This is a genomic window from Rhizobium sp. ERR 1071 (assembly GCF_007828675.1).
GTDB lineage: Bacteria > Pseudomonadota > Alphaproteobacteria > Rhizobiales > Rhizobiaceae > Rhizobium > Rhizobium dioscoreae.
Map to the genome: position 1 here is coordinate 576,777 of NZ_VITM01000001.1, position 17,104 is coordinate 593,880.

The following is a 17,104-nucleotide window of genomic DNA, read 5'->3' on the forward strand; positions in this document are numbered from 1 at the left end:
GCCGTGAGGGTTTTTGTGTCGATCTCGAGCTGCCGAAAAAATACATGCGGGGACTGGCGGCAATAAGCTGTTAATACTATATTTAGTGTTTGCAGCCACCATCACCACAAGATACAGGAAAGACATCTCCGGGTGACACCTCCTGTCAAAGAGCGGATCGAAAGCTGGCTGCGCGTTGAATTCGCAATGCCGGAATGAGAATTTTTGCGCCCTGTTTTCATGCAGGCGCATACCAACGAATGAAGGATTGGGACCATGCGCATCGAACGTCGTTTTACGAAGGCCGGCCAGTCACCCTATGCGGACATCGAATTCCGCAAGGCGACGAGCGAGATCAAGAATCCTGACGGTTCGATCGTGTTCCGCCTCGAAAACATCGACGTACCCGCGCAGTTTTCGCAGGTCGCGGCCGACATTCTGGCGCAGAAATATTTCCGCAAGGCGGGCGTGCCTGCCAAGCTGAAGAAGGTCGAGGAAAACGACGTTCCTTCCTTCCTGTGGCGTTCCGTGCCCGACGATGCGGCCATGAAGGACGTGCCGAAGGATCAGCAGAGCGGTTCCGAAACCGATGCGCGCCAGGTATTCGACCGCCTCGCCGGCACGTGGACCTACTGGGGCTGGAAAGGCGGCTATTTCTCGTCCGAAGAAGACGCCTCCGCTTTCCGTGACGAGCTTGCCTATATGCTCGCCACCCAGCGCGTCGCGCCGAACTCCCCGCAATGGTTCAACACCGGCATGCACTGGGCCTACGGCATCGACGGCCCCGGCCAGGGCCACTATTATGTCGACCCCTTCACCGGCAAGCTCACCAAGTCCAAGTCGGCTTATGAGCATCCGCAGCCACATGCCTGCTTCATTCAGTCCGTCGAAGACGATCTCGTCAACGAAGGCGGCATCATGGATCTGTGGGTTCGCGAAGCCCGCCTCTTCAAGTATGGCTCCGGCACCGGCTCGAACTTCTCGATGTTGCGCGCCGAAGGTGAAAAGCTTTCCGGCGGCGGCCGATCTTCCGGCCTCATGAGCTTCCTCAAGATCGGCGACCGTGCTGCCGGCGCCATCAAGTCGGGCGGCACGACCCGCCGCGCCGCCAAGATGGTGGTCGTCGACATCGACCATCCGGATATCGAGGACTACATCAACTGGAAGGTCAAGGAGGAGCAGAAGGTTGCCGCCCTTGTGACCGGCTCGAAGATCGTCGCCAAGCACCTGAAGGCGATCATGAAGGCGACGGTCAATTGCGAAGGCGACAACGACGATTGCTTCGACCCGGCCAAGAACCCTGCCCTGAAGCGCGAGATCCGTGCTGCCAAGAAGGATCAGGTTCCGGAGAACTACGTCCAGCGCGTCATCCAGTTCGCTCGCCAGGGCTACAAGGATCTGGAATTCAAGACCTACGACACGGACTGGGACTCGGAAGCCTATCTGACCGTATCCGGCCAGAACTCCAACAACTCCGTCTCCATCAAGGACGACTTCCTGCGTGCCGTCGAGAATGATGGCGACTGGAACCTGACCGCCCGCAAGGATGGCAAGGTCGTCAAGACGCTGAAGGCTCGCGACCTCTGGGAGTCCATCTCCTACGCCGCCTGGGCATCGGCCGATCCGGGTCTGCACTTCAACACGACGATGAACGACTGGCACACCAGCCCGGCTGCCGGCCCGATCCGCGCATCCAACCCGTGCTCGGAATACATGTTCCTCGACGACACGGCCTGCAATCTCGCTTCGCTGAACCTGATGACCTTCAAGGACGCAGCGACGAAGCGCATCAACATCGCCGACTACGAACATGCCGTCCGCCTCTGGACCGTCGTTCTCGAAATCTCTGTCATGATGGCGCAGTTCCCCTCGCGCCGCATCGCAGAACTTTCCTACGAATACCGCACGCTCGGCCTCGGCTACGCCAATATCGGCGGCCTGCTGATGTCGTCGGGCATTCCCTACGACTCGGACGAAGCCCGCGCCATCGCCGGCTCGCTGACGGCGATCATGACCGGCATCGCCTATGCGACCTCGGCCGAAATGGCGTCCGAACTCGGGACCTTCCCGATGTTCAAGCCGAACCGCGAAAACATGCTGCGCGTCATCCGTAACCATCGCCGCGCCGCTTACGGCGAGACTTCGGGCTATGAGAGCCTGTCGGTCAATCCGGTGGCGCTGATCCATTCCGACAATCCGGACCAGGATCTCGTCGCCCATGCCAAGGCGGCCTGGGACAAGGCGCTGGAACTCGGCGAAAAGCACGGCTACCGCAACGCACAGGCAACCGTGATCGCGCCGACCGGCACGATCGGCCTCGTCATGGATTGCGACACGACCGGCATCGAGCCGGACTTCGCCCTGGTGAAGTTCAAGAAGCTCGCCGGCGGCGGCTACTTTAAGATCATCAACCGCACCGTTCCGGAAGCCCTGCGCACGCTCGGCTATTCCGAAAGCCAGATCGCCGAAATCGAGGCCTATGCCGTCGGTCACGGCAACCTGAACCAGGCTCCGGCCATCAACCCATCGACGCTGAAGGCCAAGGGCTTCACCGCTGAAAAGGTCGATGCCGTCAATGCCGCGCTGAAGAGCGCCTTCGACATCAAGTTCGTCTTCAACCAGTGGACGCTCGGCGCCGACTTCCTGAAGGGCACGCTGAAGGTGTCCGACGAGCAGATGGCCGATATGAGCTTCAACCTGCTTGAGCACCTTGGTTTCTCCAAGAAGGATATCGAAGCCGCCAACATCCACGTCTGCGGTGCGATGACGCTGGAAGGCGCTCCGTTCCTCAAGAACGAGCATCTGGCGGTCTTCGATTGCGCCAACCCCTGTGGCAAAATCGGCAAGCGTTATCTCTCGGTCGAGAGCCATATCCGCATGATGGCGGCAGCCCAGCCGTTCATCTCGGGCGCTATCTCCAAGACGATCAACATGCCGAACGAGGCGACCGTCGAGGATTGCAAGAATGCCTACATGCTGTCCTGGAAGCTCGGCTTGAAGGCCAACGCGCTCTATCGCGACGGCTCCAAGCTCAGCCAGCCGCTGAACGCTTCGCTGATCGAGGATGACAGCGACGAGGATGCGCTGGAGGAATTCCTGCAGGCTCCGGCAGCCGCGCAGGCCGTGACCATCACGGAAAAGATCGTCGAGCGCGTGATCGAAAAGGTCGTGCGCACGCAGGAAAAGCTGCCGAGCCGCCGCAAGGGCTATACTCAGAAGGCCAAGATCGGCGGTCACACCATCTTCCTGCGTACCGGCGAATATGACGACGGCCGTCTCGGCGAAATCTTCCTTGATATGAACAAGGAAGGCTCGGCTCTGCGCGCCTTCATCAACAACTTCGCGATCTCCGTCTCGCTCGGCCTGCAGTATGGCGTGCCGCTCGAGGAATATGTCGACGCCTTCACCTTCACCAAGTTCGAGCCGGCGGGCATCGTCACTGGCAATGACGCCATCAAGAATGCGACGTCGATCCTCGACTACGTGTTCCGCGAACTGGCGATCTCCTATCTCGGCCGCCACGATCTTGCCCATGTCGACACGTCTGACTTCAACAACACGGCGCTTGGCCGCGGTGTTTCCGAAGGCAAGGCCGATGTCGTCTCCAAGGGCCTGACCCGCGGCTACAAGCCGACGCTGGTTCCGACCGGCGGCGAGCGTCCGGCAGCCGAAGCCAAGGGCGCCGCATCAGCCGCCCCGGCCCGCGCCGCCTCGCTGGGCACAGTGACGGCTTTTGCCGGCAACACGGTCCGCAAGCTGGAACCGGCAAGCTCGGTCTCGACCTCCGAAGTCGTCGCCTTCAAGCGCGATTATGAGGAGCGTGCGAAGGAACTGGCCGAAGAGATCGCAGAGGAAGTCATCTCCGAATCCGCGACGGGCCTCTTCACCGATAATGCAGCAAGCGAAGCTGCCAATGCCAAGACGGAAGCCAAGAAGCTGGAATCCGAACGCCGCGCCCGCTCCATCATGCAGGGCTACACCGGCAACATGTGCACGGAATGCCAGAACTTCACGATGGTCCGCAACGGCACCTGCGAGAAGTGCGACACCTGCGGCGCGACGAGCGGCTGCAGCTGAGTGTTCAACAGATCGTCTAGGATGACGTGAACGTTGGCGTATCGGCGTTACGTTTATCGCAAAGTCAGTGGCATCATCCAAAAGCTCACCGGGTCCGCAATGGCCCGGTGAATTCGTTTCGGAGCTATCATCGCGAGCGTCGCTACAGTGCTTCCTGATGGAGCGAGACGCTGACTGCGCGCAACCGCACCCTGTCAGGAAATATTCGATCCGATAGCGAGGAATCGCGGCTTTGAGGGGCACTACAAACGCCTGGATGTCCCTGGAGTAGACGTAACAACACAACTTGCCGAGTTTGCCAAACTCGCGTTAATTGGTGATGTCCGCGCCTGCGGCCGAGGCCAAATCAGCACCAATAACGCGCCAAGGGTATCGCCAATGGGATGGGAAGCACTCGGGCAATGGGGTGAGGACGCAGTTCGCATCGAACCACTGACTGGCGGAGTTGCCAACGACGTATGGAGTATTCGCGTCGACGGGCAGATTGCGGTCGGACGTCTCGGCTTCAGAACCGACGCTGATCTCGCCTGGGAAACGGAGCTACTCCAATACCTCGACCGCGAAGGCATGACCGTTCCGACGCCGATCCCGACGACGGATGGCCGACTCTTCGTGGATGGTCTGATGGTAATGAAATACATGGAGGGCGGGCCGCCCGAAACGGGGGCCGATTGGCGTCGCGTTGCCGAGACGCTCCGCAAGCTGCACCGATTGACGCGAGGCTGGCCGCAGCGTCCCGGTTGGAGATCGTCAACCGACCTTCTGCATGTCGAAACCGGAACGAGGGTCAACCTTGCCGCAATGCCATCCGAGGGCGTCACCCGATGCCGAGCAGCTTGGGCGCGGCTCGTCGGGCGTCAGACATGCGTCGTCCATGGAAATCCCAACAACCCTGGCAATATCCGCATGACTGCAGATCGCGTCGCTTTGATCGACTGGGATGAGTCACATGTCGACGTTCCAGACCTCGACCTCGTGTTGCCCGACAACGCTGCCGACCTTGACGATGGTGCATATGATATCGCCGCACAGGCATCAGCCGCATGGGAAGCTGCTGTCTGTTGGCAGGACGAATACTCGGTCAAGCGGCTTGCCGAAGTTCGAGCGGTCTAAGCGGTTTCGGCGGATTGCGAAGCTCCTGCACAAGCGTTCGGCTTTATGAGCACTCGTCCCTACATCCAATTGCCCGATTTCGGCCACGAAACCGGCGGGAAATGATCCATTTTCATTGAAATTGTTGCTGCAGCAACATGCAGCAATATTCGGTCTGCCGAGCCTCAAACCCGTCATGCACGGTGCCCGGCCTTTCGACGCATTTTATCGCTGAATCTGGCCCTCGGGGCATCGGAGATAGCAGTTCAATCGTGTGAGGCACCGCTTTGAAAATCGGCAGCGATATCGCGAGCATTCAATATCTGCGGGCCATCGCCGCGATTTCCGTTCTTTGCTTCCATGTCTGCGAAACATATGGCCTGGAGTTCAAGAGCGGAGCAGCTGGGGTCGATATATTCTTCGTCATCAGCGGCTTCATCATGTGGGTCACGACCGACGGAAGATCGCTCGGTCCGCAGGAATTCATGTGGCGCCGGCTCATCAGGATCGTGCCGCTTTACTGGATCGCGACGGCGGCAACCTTCATCGTTGCCGTGCTGAAGCCGCAATTCTTCTTCGACACGAATTCGAGCATCGAGAACTTGATTGGCTCGCTGTTTTTCGTGCCCTTCATGAAGGACGAAGCCCTGCACCCTGTCGTCGAGCAGGGATGGACGCTGTCCTACGAGATGTTCTTCTATCTCATTTTTTCAATTTCGCTGCTTGTGCCGGAATTCAGGCGGCTATGGTTCCTGATGGTGGCCCTGGTGACCATTGTGATTGCGCATTACCTGCTGCCTCCCGGCTACCTCAGTGTTTTCACACAGCCGGTCATTCTGGAATTTGCCGCCGGCATCATCATCGGGCGCCTGTGGAAACAGGGTTTTCGACTGCCTTTTCCCGCCGCCGTCGGCTTGATGATCGTCGGCGTTGTGCTGCTTGTGGCGAGCGACCCGCTGATCCATTTGGAGCGGGCGGTACGCTGGGGCATACCGGCAGTGTTGCTGCTGTCAGGCGCTGTTTTTGCCGAGCGGGAACGAGGCGTGCCACAGCTGGCGTTCCTGCATTTCCTGGGGGATGCCTCCTATTCCATCTATGTTTGGCACGTCCTGACCGGCATCCTGGTCACTGCACTGCTTTTGCGCATCGGAGTGCCGCACGATATGCAGCCCATACCTATCGCATTGGGTTCGCTGGCCTTTGCCATCGTTTGCTACCTGGGCATCGAGCGCCCGATACAGCGAAAAATCCGATTATCGCGCCCGCAGCCGGCCTATCGCAGCTGACGCATGAAAGTAGACGGCGGGATCACGATGGGGATCGACCACTCGAGAAAACTTACGGCACCGCTCCGGATAGTTTTGCAGTCCCATCGATAACCGGGCAGGACGGCGGCACCGGTCGATCGAACAGAACGGCAATGCCGCAATCCGAGGCGAACATCCCTTCATCATCATGCCCCACGCCGGGTACCTCGACGACCTTCTGATCGAGATCGGAAGGATGCCGCTTCTTCATATAGTCGAAATAGGTGAGCCCGCGTGCAAGCCGATACGGCCCTTGCGCCATCGCCCCGCAGGAGCGGTCGATGAAATGGGTATAGGGATTCGTGTCCGCCTGCCCCAGCAGATAGACCACGTTGCGCGCGGCATATCTCGTTTCGAGAAGCTTCGGGTCCTGTGACGATACGTATGGTGGTGCGCCGGCGAGTCCGTATCGCCATTGCGCCGCCTTCGGGCAGGAAGCCAGCCCTGCCTGCTGATCCGGTAAGGCCGGCCGCTCGTTGTCGAAATAAAGATAGCTCGAGGGATTGGCCACGAGATAGCGGACGGAGATGCCGGCGCTCGTCAGATTTTCCGCCTCCCGTCCGGCGACGGCATAGCGCTGGACCAATTGTGCCCCGGCCGAGTGCCCCATCACGACAATGGTCTTCAGCGAAGGGTACAGGCGACGGTCGGCGAAATGCTGCAGCAGGGCATCGAGCGCGGCGAAGGAACTGATCGGCGCCGGCTGGCGGGCGGGTTCTCCGCCTTTCCAGCCATTCTGCGTCCAGGCCAGCGTCTGCGCAGACAGCGAGAAAGCGTTCACATCCGGTCTTATCAGGAATTGCGGCGCAACCACCATCGTACCGTCAGCGAGATCGCCTGCCTTTGCGAGCACCTCCTGCCCGGTCGCATAATAGGCATCGGCGTTTCGGAGTGTGCCGTGGACGATGATCAGGACCTTGGTGACATCCGGCGCGGCGGCGTCGATCGCATGATCGGCATAGACGGGCAATTCCCCTTTCCCATCCTGGGTGTCGATCGGCAGGCGTTGATCCGCTATCCGCTTGACCGGTTCACGGAGCTTTGCGTGTTGAGAGACCGAATTTGCAGACCATACCTCGGATAATCCGCCGGCGGCGACCAGCGCCGCGCTCAGCAACGGAATTCGGGCACAATTCCCGATGCGACGCAAGACGCCCCTGAATAAGGCCGGCTGGATGCAGATGGAGATGGATGACATCTTTGACTACCTAAGCTTTCGATCGAGGCGTCGGTGTTTGCCTGCGATCAGGCCTCGCTCGTTTTAATGACGCTGACTGCATAAACGTTGAAGCAAGCCGGAATCCGTCGCACTGCCGGTAGATTTTGCAACGATGAGCCAAGTGCGCGCCGATTCTGATTTCAGGTTGCTTGCGGATAAGACGGGCTACTTGGCAAAAGCCTGATCAATTGACGGTGACGCTCTTCCAGCCACCGTCATAGATCCAGAATTTATGGTTGATCCTATCGTATTGCATGGGCACCATGCCTGTTACAGCCTCAGGCACACCCGTCGGAGCGCCTGCTGTCGCGGGGATATAGGGAAAGCCGCTGGAGGCATTGCTAGGCAATGATTGCTGCCCGATCTGGACGCTGCCACCCGAAGGGTTAAGCGCTAACGGTTTTGGTAGGACGCCTGCCTGGATGCTCTGAAAAACAAAAAGATCATTCACGGGATCGTAGCCCATGCCGAGACGTTTTCCAGGAGACGCAAAGTCCGCAATATACACATTGCCGCCGTTGGGGCAGATATTATCGCCATACGGACAATTTTTCCACGATGCATTGCCCGTAGAGGCCTGAGCTCGGAACGCGCCTAAGAAATCCCAGGGGTAGCTCGCAGCTGGACTTCCAAAGCCTACTCCCTTGCTGGACTGACTGACGATTTGCAGGCCGGAGATTGAGCTGGGGATACTGTACGCAGCTCTAACACCGGACATAGGGCCACCTGTAACCAAACCAGTGATATTGTTTGCGCCTGTTGCTTGAACTGCAAAGCTATGGTTTTGCCCAGAGACGGTATAGTTGTTCACCATCAAGCTTTGCGGCCAAGCTCCTCCGGAGGTATCAATGAGCAAGGCAGGGTACAATCCTGATCCTGCCATACTCGAATCAGCACATTGCAAACCATTGAACGTTGCTGGCCCCTTGAAATATACGCAGTACGTTTGGGATCCTTTTATCACCACGTTCGACCACAGGGAGCCGAAAGCATAGAAATCGTTCCAAATCCCGTAGCTTCCAGGATCGAAAATGGAAACGTTGCTAAAGGTCGAAAATGGAGAAAAGTTGTAAAATCCGATTCCTGAGCCATGCAGGGCAACGTTCTGCGGATCAGCTTTTGCATTGAACGATATGATGTTACTCCATGTGCCAAACGCTCCTCCGCCGAGATCATTTTCGAAACCGCTATAAGATTGAATATCGATAGCGTTGGAAATTATCGCGCCGCCGCCACTCCCATTGTCTATTCCCGCTCCGCTGTGCCCTGGGATTGGACCAACCGTTTCGTTGCCGGAGCCGCATTGCGAGGTATGAATATTGTCAAGGATTACGAACCTCGGACTCCCAGTTATAGCTATGTCGTTATTGTCCATAGCTCCTATGCCGATACAGTTATTGTATCCTTCGGTAGCCCACAGGTTGTAACCACGAAATCCGTCGCCTTCGATGACAAGCGCAACGCCGCCCCAGGGATTGGTGCCAAAATATGTGGGCGTGGTGTAAGAGGATCCAGCCGGAAGGGCATCCACACTAAGATCATGAATGATAGTATCTTTTGCCGACGCGAGCACGTCGATCACAGGCGCCGCCGGCGATCCATTCGGCGCATTCCATTGAATAATCGTCGAAGCGCCCTGTCCTTGAATCTCCGTCGTCGCAGCTATTTTCAGAGTACTTGCTGCCGTATTCAAGCAAAAAGTCCCCGACGGCAAAACGAGTTTTCTGCCGGCTGCCGCAGCAATCGCGGCATTTAACGAAGCTGTAGCGTCAATCGAACAAGACGGGTCATTTACAAGACCATAATCTAACGCGTTTACGGCACCCAGCGGAACGGGAGCAATGACTGATGACGGCGCCACTCCGCCTGTCTTTGCTTTACTGAGCTCCTGAGAAAAGCTATCGGATAGCCCACATATGCACAGTAATATCCATGCATAAGCGAAATCACCGCCCAAACCCATGCTTCTCACGAAATTGGCTCCTTTTCGATACGCATTCGTGGAAAGTCACCACCGTGCAACTTTCAGGAGGCGAATTGGTTCATCTCGATCAAATGCACGCGCTCGAAATCAGACGCTGCAAGATATTGCTGGCGGCGTTAAGCTTCTAAGCGGCGGAAATCTTCACCACGTTGCTATGTGGCCGACATAGCCTCCTTCAATGACGCACCTTGCACCTATGCGAACGACAGAACTGTGTGCTCGCCCACGGTTGTGTAGCGCCAACGTCCCGAATGTATCTCAATCGGCAAGGTTTGATCCAGAAAAGCACGCAGCTTCGTCAGCGTCGCAGGTTGCTCCGAGAAAGTCGTCAGGAACAACTTGTTCTGGAAAATCAGGAACGGAGCAAGCCGCCGGTTGGCAATCTGCATGTATCGATAGAAGCCCTCAGTCACCGTGGGCCAATGTACCCCCAGAAAATCATCGAGAAGGACGACGCCTCCTGGGACAAGGAGTTCTTGGGCGATGTTCATGTCGTTGATGACGTGGGCGATCGTGTGCCCTCCGTCGACGGACATCAATCGCACCCCTGTCACACCAAGCCGCTCCCGCGCCATCGCCGGCGTCAAGGACATGCTATCGGCGGAGATCGCGGTGACCCTCGACGCATATTCAGGAAAGAGGTTCTCTAGATGCTGACTGAAGATACTCAGCGACCCCTTGCCGCTATGATCCAAATTCTTCTGCTGGTCCTCGAACAGATCGACAGCCACGCAATGTTCGTTGTCTCTTGATGCTGCAGCCAGCAGAAAGAACAACTTGCCATGATGAACGCCAATTTCCAAAATATCGCCGTTGACCTTATCGGCATCATGCAATTCGCGAACAAATTTGAGGATATGAGGGATTCTGTCTCCAACCCATCCGTGAACATCGACCCACACTCTTCTAAGAGTTGCATCTAGGATATCGATATCGCTCGGCACCGCTGCCATTTGCATTTTCGCCCCCTATTTACAATCGAGTTAAAGAATGAGCGGAACCCGTTTGACATGGGCTTCGATCGCCATAAGCTTTGGTATCTCGTCAAGATCGCCATCCATTGCCAACTCACCCCTTAGTAACTCAGCCCGCATTTCTGAGAGATCCAGGGGTGATCAAATTGGCCTAGTGTCGACCACGTCCGTAAGTTAGGAGGTAATATTACCCTGCTGCCAGCCGGAAACCGTCTGGCTTGTACGCATTCGGGCGCATCGGCAATATTTTCAAGAAATTCGGCTATTGTGACAGAATAACCAGCCAGAACAGACTTTCTTGCGTTTCCGGAACCTATACTTTGCAAAAACGCCACAGTTGCTGTGGTCGCTGCGTAATTCTGCGATCGGGATTCAGGGAGATTCCGATCGAAAGGCGCCGACAGGATCCGCCATCAAGCCGTTGCGCTTTTTTCCTCCCGATCACGCCTCAAAAACTTGCGACAGAGCCCATAACCCGTGGCATAAGGCCCGCGAAAAACTTTCTTCGGGCCTCGCGTAATCATGATTCGTATCGAAAATATCAGCAAGCAGAATAGCCATCGCATCCTCTTCATCGAGGCATCCGCTGCCCTCAACAGGGGCGAGAGCGTCGGGCTGGTCGGTCCGAACGGTGCCGGCAAAACGACGCTTTTCCGAATGATCACCGGGCAGGAGCAGCCAGACGAGGGACAGGTTTCCGTCGATAAGGGCGTCACCATCGGCTACTTCAATCAGGATGTCGGCGAGATGGAGGGGCGCAGTGCGGTTGCGGAAGTGATGGAAGGCGCCGGCCCTGTGAGCGCCGTCGCCGCCGAACTGCGCGAACTGGAAGCTGCGATGAGCGATCCGGACCAGGCCGACAGGATGGATGAGATCATCGAGCGCTATGGCGAGGTGCAGGCGCGCTATGAAGAACTTGACGGTTATGCGCTTGAAGGCCGCGCCCGTGAAGTGCTCGCGGGTCTGAGCTTCACCCAGCAGATGATGGACGGTGATGTCGGCGCGCTGTCTGGCGGCTGGAAGATGCGCGTGGCGCTCGCCCGCATCCTCTTGATGCGTCCCGATGTCATGCTGCTCGACGAGCCAAGCAACCATCTGGATATCGAAAGCCTGATCTGGCTCGAATCCTTCCTGAAGGGCTACGAAGGCGCGTTGCTGATGACCTCGCACGACCGCGAGTTCATGAACCGCATCGTCACCAAGATCATCGAAATCGATGCCGGCAATCTCACCAGCTATTCCGGCGATTATGAATTCTACGAGCAGCAGCGCGCGCAGAACGAGAAGCAGCAGCAGGCGCAGTTCGAGCGCCAGCAGGCCATGCTAGCCAAGGAAATCAAGTTCATCGAACGCTTCAAGGCGCGCGCCTCGCATGCCTCGCAGGTGCAAAGCCGCGTGAAGAAGCTGGAAAAGATCGATCGCGTCGAGCCGCCGAAGCGTCGACAGACCGTCGCCTTCGAATTTCAGCCGGCGCCGCGCTCGGGCGAAGACGTAGCCGTGCTGAAGAACGTCCACAAGAAGTATGGCAGCCGGACCATCTATGAAGGGCTGGATTTCATGGTACGCCGCCGAGAGCGCTGGTGCATCATGGGCATCAATGGCGCCGGCAAATCCACCCTGCTCAAGCTGGTGGCAGGCGCAGCAGAGCCGGATGAAGGCAGTGTCAATCTCGGCGCCAGCGTCAAGATGGGCTATTTCGCCCAGCACGCCATGGATCTGCTGGATGGAGAGCGCACCGTATTCCAGCAACTCGAACATGACTTTCCGCAGGCAGGCCAAGGCTCTCTCCGAGCGCTTGCCGGCTGCTTCGGCTTCTCTGGCGACGATATCGAAAAGAAATGCCGGGTGCTATCGGGCGGCGAGAAGGCGCGGCTCGTGATGGCGATCATGCTCTTCGATCCGCCGAACCTGCTGGTGCTCGACGAGCCGACCAACCACCTCGATCTCGACACGAAGGAGATGCTCATCCAGGCGCTGTCGCAATATGAGGGCACGATGTTGTTCGTCTCGCACGACCGGCATTTTCTGGCCGCGCTCTCCAATCGTGTTCTGGAACTGACGCCCGACGGCATCCATCAATATCCCGGCGGCTACACTGAGTATGTTGAGCGCACCGGCTATGAGGCACCAGGCCTCAGCAGCTGATGCTCGCCAAATCGGCGCTATTGCGTATTCACCGATGGGGCGGCCCTGGCGTTGATGACCGCAACGGGCGCCGTCCTGCCCCGCACGCGGATTTCGATGCGGCGTCGTGCCTCGACGGCGCCGCTTTGGCCAGACGTGACAGTATCGCCGGGCAAGATCAGCTGCGCGGCAGACATTGGCAGGATGGTCGCATCCTTCAGCTTCGGATTGGCCTTGAGCACATTGGCGACGGCAATGGCGCGGGCAAGGCCAAGCCCGGCATTGTCGGCCGGCAGCAGGGCGGAGACCGGCAGCTTGCCGTCCATTGCGCCGATGATCGTATCATCGAGATTGGATTTTTCGCGCGCCACCGGCTGCTCGTCGGTGTGGCCGATCACCTCGACGATATTGGCACCATAGAGGCTCAGATTGCTGGCGATTTCATCCGTGATGGTCGTGCTGAGCAGCTGGGCGAAGGTGCCTGTCAGTTCGGCGCTGCCCGATTGGAAATAGTTCTTCTTGGCATCGTCGAGATTGATGATGGGCGGCCAGTCGTGTGCGCCCTTGCCGCCCGCGTTGCCGGCCAAGAGCTTGTTGACCTCATCGGGTGCTGCCGCCAGCGAAACACCATGCTCCTTCAGAACGGCGGCAACCTTGGAAAGCGATTGCAGATCGGCCGTTGTCCCGCCCTGATCCGCCATGCTGTCAAGTGTTTCTTTCGCCAGCACCAGTTCCCGCCATTGCTTATCCACCACCGCCTTGTCGGCAGCGGAGAGATCGCCGGAGACGACCTTGGACTGGAGAAGCACGATCTCAGCCGCCTGCTCCGCTCGCTTCTTCTCCAGCACCGCGACTTGCTGCTCGGCCTTCTCAAGCTTCCGCTCGACCTCATAGCGCTTATTTCTCTCAGCGGAAATCATGGCGGCAGCCACCAGCAACAGGCAGAAAACCAGAAGCAGCATGGATTCGGCCATCGTCAGGCCAAGGATGAGGCCACGATTATAGCCCTTGTGCTCCAGTTTCGGCTTGTTGTCCGGGCCTCCAGCTACCATAGATGCCACCAGCGTTTTCGCGGCACGACTTGGGGCTCAGCAGCGATATCACCATCGGGCTTCGGCAGCGGCGTTTGCCCCATCGCTTCGGCCACACGACCGAGAGCCACCTCGATATTGCGCAGGGGTTGCAATTGCGCCTCCGACATCTCCTTGATGGCGGCGATCGCCGGCGCCAGTTCGGCGCGCACCACATCCTCCGGCGAACGGATCTCTTCCAGCTTCTTGCCGACATTCTCGACGGTGGCACCGAATGTGCCGATGATCTCCGAAAGCTGCGATGTCGTCGTCGTCAACTGGGCGGCTGCGTCGTTGATCGGGGTTACCGCCTGCTTCGCCAGCAATTCCAGGATCTTGTTGATCTCCTGGCCATTGCGCTCGGCCTGCCGCGCGATCTCCTCGAACCCTTCCGACAGCATCTGGTTGCTGACGCGGCGGTAATGGGAGAATTCGCGCGAGGAGGAATCGAGTTCGGTGCGGACACGCCGCGTCATCTCGGCAAGCTCATGGCGTACGCTGCGTTCGATGTCGATCGGATCGCGCCGCATCTGGTTGAAGAGGATGCGCAGCGTCACGCCGGCAATGGTCGAGGTAACCGCGATGCCGAAATTGCGGACGATGGTCTCGATCGATGTTTCGCCGGCAAAGAGATAGAGCGATATGCCGAGGCTCGATAGGGTGAAGAGGAAACCCATGTAATAGAGGTTGTCGCCCGCCTGTTCGTTGTGCAGCCGGAACCCGGCGACGGCCAGCGATACGATGAAGTAGATCGCCATCAGCACCAGCGGCACACCGGTTACGATGGGCAGCGACCAGCCCATGAGCTTCGACGACCAGATGAAAATCATGCCGCCAATGGTGATGGAGGCGAATAGCACCATCGGCCCATAATCCCGGACGAGATATCTGGCGTCAGTATTGGCCATCAGCGTATCCCCTCCAGCCGCACGAAGCCGCCAAAATCACCTTTGTTGTTCTTGATCCATTGCGCCCAAAAATTCGCAAGATCCTCCATGCTGAACTTCATGTTGGGCCTTTGAAAGGCAAGGATCTTGACCGTGACACCGTCCAGTGACGTGCGGAAACGGTCATTTGCCGGGCTTTGCTGGTATTTCTGATAGGAGACGCCATCCCGATAGTTGGAGAAGGCGGTGGTATGCTCGATCATGTCGGAGGCAATGTAGAGCCGCTTCGGGATGTCGCCTGACGCATTGGCGAAAACCTCCAGATTGATCTTCTGGATGGCGGCCATGATCGGCGACAACCTGCCGGACTCGCCCGCCGTCAGCTTGCCGGCGATATCGGCGAGCGGCTTCTGGAAACCCTTTTCCCAGCGCGCCTGCGCCAGCCGCGGATTGCTGGTCCATTCGTCGACGTTCGCGCCACTTCCGGGATTGCAGCCATGGAAGGTCTGGATCAGCTCACCTTCCTTTTCGGTGAGCGCATAGATATCGATGGCGCCGCCGATCGGCACGTCCGCGACGATCTTCTGGAACTGGTTGCGCAGATCGAGTGCTGTCGTGTCTGATATCGGATCGGTGACATCGAGCAGGATGGCCGTTTCCGCCTTCGGGCCATCCACGGGGCAGAGCGAGGCCTGGTCGACGGCGACATTGCCGCTTGCCTTGTAGCGCAGCCAACCATAGGCGCCGACGATCCCGAGGGACAGGACGGCGAGACAAACCGTTGCGATGATGAGACCGGCGGATCCGCCGCGCCGGCTACGCCGCTTGCGTCGCGCCAAGGATGCTCTCCGGGAAAAGATTATCGAGCTGATGGTATTTTTCGATGGCGCGCTCGAATTCGTCACCGATCCGCTTGATCTGCTCCGAAAGCTCCGCTTGGGCGCCCTGGATACGCGAGCCCAGCACCTTGTCGTCCCATTCCTCTTCCGTGCGAATAACGGGCGTCAGGCGCTCCATCTTGTAGGCAGCCTTGAAATAGGATGGTTCCGGCTCGGTGCGCACGGCCCGGTTCGCATCGCGATAAGAGGTAAGCAGCACATTGGCGGCACGTTCGAGATGGTTCTGGTGTTCGGCAAAGAGGCCCGCAGTTCTGGCTCGATGCGCGATAATGGCAGCCGTTTCCTGCCGGCGCAGCGAGAGGTCGCGGATGATCTCCTCGATCTTGCTGTTGTGATCGTCGCGGATCTCGCGGAGATCTTCGATCAGATCAAGCTTGCGGTCGATGTAGTTGTCTCTGGCCGCATCTAGACGCTTCTGGACGCCGGCAAAGCCGGGATAAGGATCGGTCAGATAGCAGCCGTCGATGAAGGCGACGAGCGAGAACATCAGACCAATGGCAAAGAGCATCCAGGAGTTCAGCTCCTGCAACCCGAGCGGTGCGGTCTTGAGCCGCTGGATCACCTCGGCACCGGCTCCGCTCAGGATCGTCGCGGAGACCTCGCGATAATGTGCCAGCGCGATATTGATGCCCAAAGCCACGGCGACATAGGCGACAAGCCCCAGCAGGCCGATCAGCTTCAGCGCAAAGGAGCGATGTACCAGAAAACGGACGCAGAAGAAAGAAAAAATCAGCGTCATGCCGATGTTCAGGAAGGCGAAGGCGGCCGCCTCGGTTACACCACCGACGAGACCCTGCTCGCTTCCTTTGGCGAGAAAACTGCCGTTCATCACCATTTCGATGAGCACGAGGAAGACGATCAGCGAGACCTTGAAGCCCCAGGCTGCCCTGCTTGAAACCTTGGCGGCCCGCTGCAGCTTATGTCTGGCCTTGAAGCCCACCATTTCATCCTCGGCCGTCTTCAGCTTGCGGCGCAGGCCATGAAGCTCGTCCACGCCGCTTGCCACTTCCGCCTTGAAATCCGAAACGCTTGATGCGTTCGCCTGGCGGATCAGTCCGAACTGGCCCTCGAAATCGAGGTTGCGCAAGCGGCTGTCAAAAGTCTGGAACTGATCTTCGAGGATTTGGTAGGAGCTTTTCTTTTCCGCCTCGACCCAGGCGATGATGCGCTGCTCCGTCTCGTCATGCGATTGCGCATCCGGCGGCGGCCGGTTCTGACGCCCGGCAGCGGCACCCTTTTCCTTCAGGTCGAGAGTCGTGCCCAGCTTTTCGATATCGACGACGGGAAACACATCCGTCGAGGCACGGAAATCATGGCTGGTCTCCCGAACGCTATCCCAGAGACGGTTGAGGGCTTCGAAACGCAACGATCTTCCCCGGCGAATTCATCAACTTAGAAAGGACAATTGAGAAATCGATACCGCACTGGTTGTCCACGGTCCAGAGCGATATGGCAGAGGTTAGGATGCGATTGTGGTAAAGACTAGCCCGAC

Annotated in this window: 11 protein-coding genes; 4 read left to right on the forward strand and 7 right to left on the reverse strand. The window is 58.2% G+C overall.

Going from position 1 to position 17,104, the window contains the following annotated elements; translation table 11 throughout:
* Positions 1 to 255: 255 nt before the first annotated feature.
* The 3 genes from FBZ99_RS02900 to FBZ99_RS02910 all read left to right on the forward strand — a co-directional run bounded on the left by FBZ99_RS02900 (position 256) and on the right by FBZ99_RS02910 (position 6,434).
* Positions 256 to 4,056, forward strand: coding sequence for a vitamin B12-dependent ribonucleotide reductase (locus tag FBZ99_RS02900; RefSeq protein ID WP_145631310.1), 3,801 nt, complete (start codon positions 256 to 258; stop codon positions 4,054 to 4,056).
* Positions 4,057 to 4,434: 378 nt separating this feature from the next.
* Entirely contained in the window at positions 4,435 to 5,169 is a 735-nt protein-coding gene (locus tag FBZ99_RS02905; RefSeq protein WP_113352651.1) for a phosphotransferase enzyme family protein, read from the forward strand.
* A gap of 266 nt (positions 5,170 to 5,435) precedes the next feature.
* On the forward strand, positions 5,436 to 6,434 hold the full coding sequence (locus FBZ99_RS02910) for an acyltransferase family protein (protein WP_246661061.1): 999 nt from the start codon (positions 5,436 to 5,438) through the stop codon (positions 6,432 to 6,434).
* A 52-nt stretch (positions 6,435 to 6,486) separates the two neighbouring features.
* Here FBZ99_RS02910 and FBZ99_RS02915 read toward each other — a convergent pair whose 3' ends face one another.
* The 3 genes from FBZ99_RS02915 to FBZ99_RS02925 form a co-directional block, all read right to left on the reverse strand.
* On the reverse strand, positions 6,487 to 7,425 hold the full coding sequence (locus FBZ99_RS02915; RefSeq protein WP_246661062.1) for an alpha/beta fold hydrolase: 939 nt from the start codon (positions 7,423 to 7,425) through the stop codon (positions 6,487 to 6,489).
* A gap of 433 nt (positions 7,426 to 7,858) precedes the next feature.
* A complete protein-coding gene (locus FBZ99_RS02920; RefSeq protein ID WP_145631806.1) occupies positions 7,859 to 9,637 on the reverse strand; it encodes a hypothetical protein in 1,779 nt (592 codons plus the stop codon).
* A gap of 215 nt (positions 9,638 to 9,852) precedes the next feature.
* Positions 9,853 to 10,617, reverse strand: a complete 765-nt coding sequence (locus tag FBZ99_RS02925) for a class I SAM-dependent methyltransferase (RefSeq protein WP_145631314.1) — start codon at positions 10,615 to 10,617, stop codon at positions 9,853 to 9,855.
* A gap of 537 nt (positions 10,618 to 11,154) precedes the next feature.
* Between FBZ99_RS02925 and FBZ99_RS02930 the strand changes: the two genes are divergently transcribed.
* Positions 11,155 to 12,777, forward strand: a complete 1,623-nt coding sequence (locus FBZ99_RS02930; RefSeq protein ID WP_145631317.1) for an ABC-F family ATP-binding cassette domain-containing protein — start codon at positions 11,155 to 11,157, stop codon at positions 12,775 to 12,777.
* Between the two features lie 17 nt (positions 12,778 to 12,794).
* Here FBZ99_RS02930 and FBZ99_RS02935 read toward each other — a convergent pair whose 3' ends face one another.
* Genes FBZ99_RS02935 through FBZ99_RS02950 form a run of 4 tightly spaced genes read right to left on the reverse strand, consistent with a single transcriptional unit; the run spans position 12,795 to position 16,978 of the window.
* Positions 12,795 to 13,808: an OmpA family protein gene (locus FBZ99_RS02935; protein WP_145631319.1), complete on the reverse strand. Its 1,014-nt coding sequence runs from the start codon at positions 13,806 to 13,808 to the stop codon at positions 12,795 to 12,797.
* The gene (locus FBZ99_RS02940) at positions 13,802 to 14,734 is read right to left on the reverse strand and encodes a hypothetical protein (protein ID WP_145631321.1); all 933 of its coding nucleotides are present in this window, start codon (positions 14,732 to 14,734) and stop codon (positions 13,802 to 13,804) included. Before FBZ99_RS02940 ends, FBZ99_RS02935 begins: the two co-directional genes overlap by 7 nt.
* On the reverse strand, positions 14,734 to 15,552 hold the full coding sequence (locus FBZ99_RS02945) for a hypothetical protein (protein ID WP_113333525.1): 819 nt from the start codon (positions 15,550 to 15,552) through the stop codon (positions 14,734 to 14,736). Before FBZ99_RS02945 ends, FBZ99_RS02940 begins: the two co-directional genes overlap by 1 nt.
* Positions 15,530 to 16,978, reverse strand: a complete 1,449-nt coding sequence (locus tag FBZ99_RS02950) for an MFS transporter (protein ID WP_145631323.1) — start codon at positions 16,976 to 16,978, stop codon at positions 15,530 to 15,532. The genes FBZ99_RS02945 and FBZ99_RS02950 overlap by 23 nt, the downstream gene beginning before the upstream one ends.
* Between the last annotated feature and the right edge of the window lie 126 nt (positions 16,979 to 17,104).

What these genes read in the sequence shown, in the direction of transcription:
- FBZ99_RS02940 (WP_145631321.1), bottom strand. Translation starts at nt 14,734, where the DNA reads ATGGCCAATACTGACGCCAGATATCTCGTCCGGGATTATGGGCCGATG.
- FBZ99_RS02905 (WP_113352651.1), top strand. Translation starts at nt 4,435, where the DNA reads ATGGGATGGGAAGCACTCGGGCAATGGGGTGAGGACGCAGTTCGCATC.
- FBZ99_RS02935 (WP_145631319.1), bottom strand. Translation starts at nt 13,808, where the DNA reads ATGGTAGCTGGAGGCCCGGACAACAAGCCGAAACTGGAGCACAAGGGC.
- FBZ99_RS02900 (WP_145631310.1), top strand. Translation starts at nt 256, where the DNA reads ATGCGCATCGAACGTCGTTTTACGAAGGCCGGCCAGTCACCCTATGCG.
- FBZ99_RS02925 (WP_145631314.1), bottom strand. Translation starts at nt 10,617, where the DNA reads ATGCAAATGGCAGCGGTGCCGAGCGATATCGATATCCTAGATGCAACT.
- FBZ99_RS02930 (WP_145631317.1), top strand. Translation starts at nt 11,155, where the DNA reads ATGATTCGTATCGAAAATATCAGCAAGCAGAATAGCCATCGCATCCTC.
- FBZ99_RS02920 (WP_145631806.1), bottom strand. Translation starts at nt 9,637, where the DNA reads ATGGGTTTGGGCGGTGATTTCGCTTATGCATGGATATTACTGTGCATA.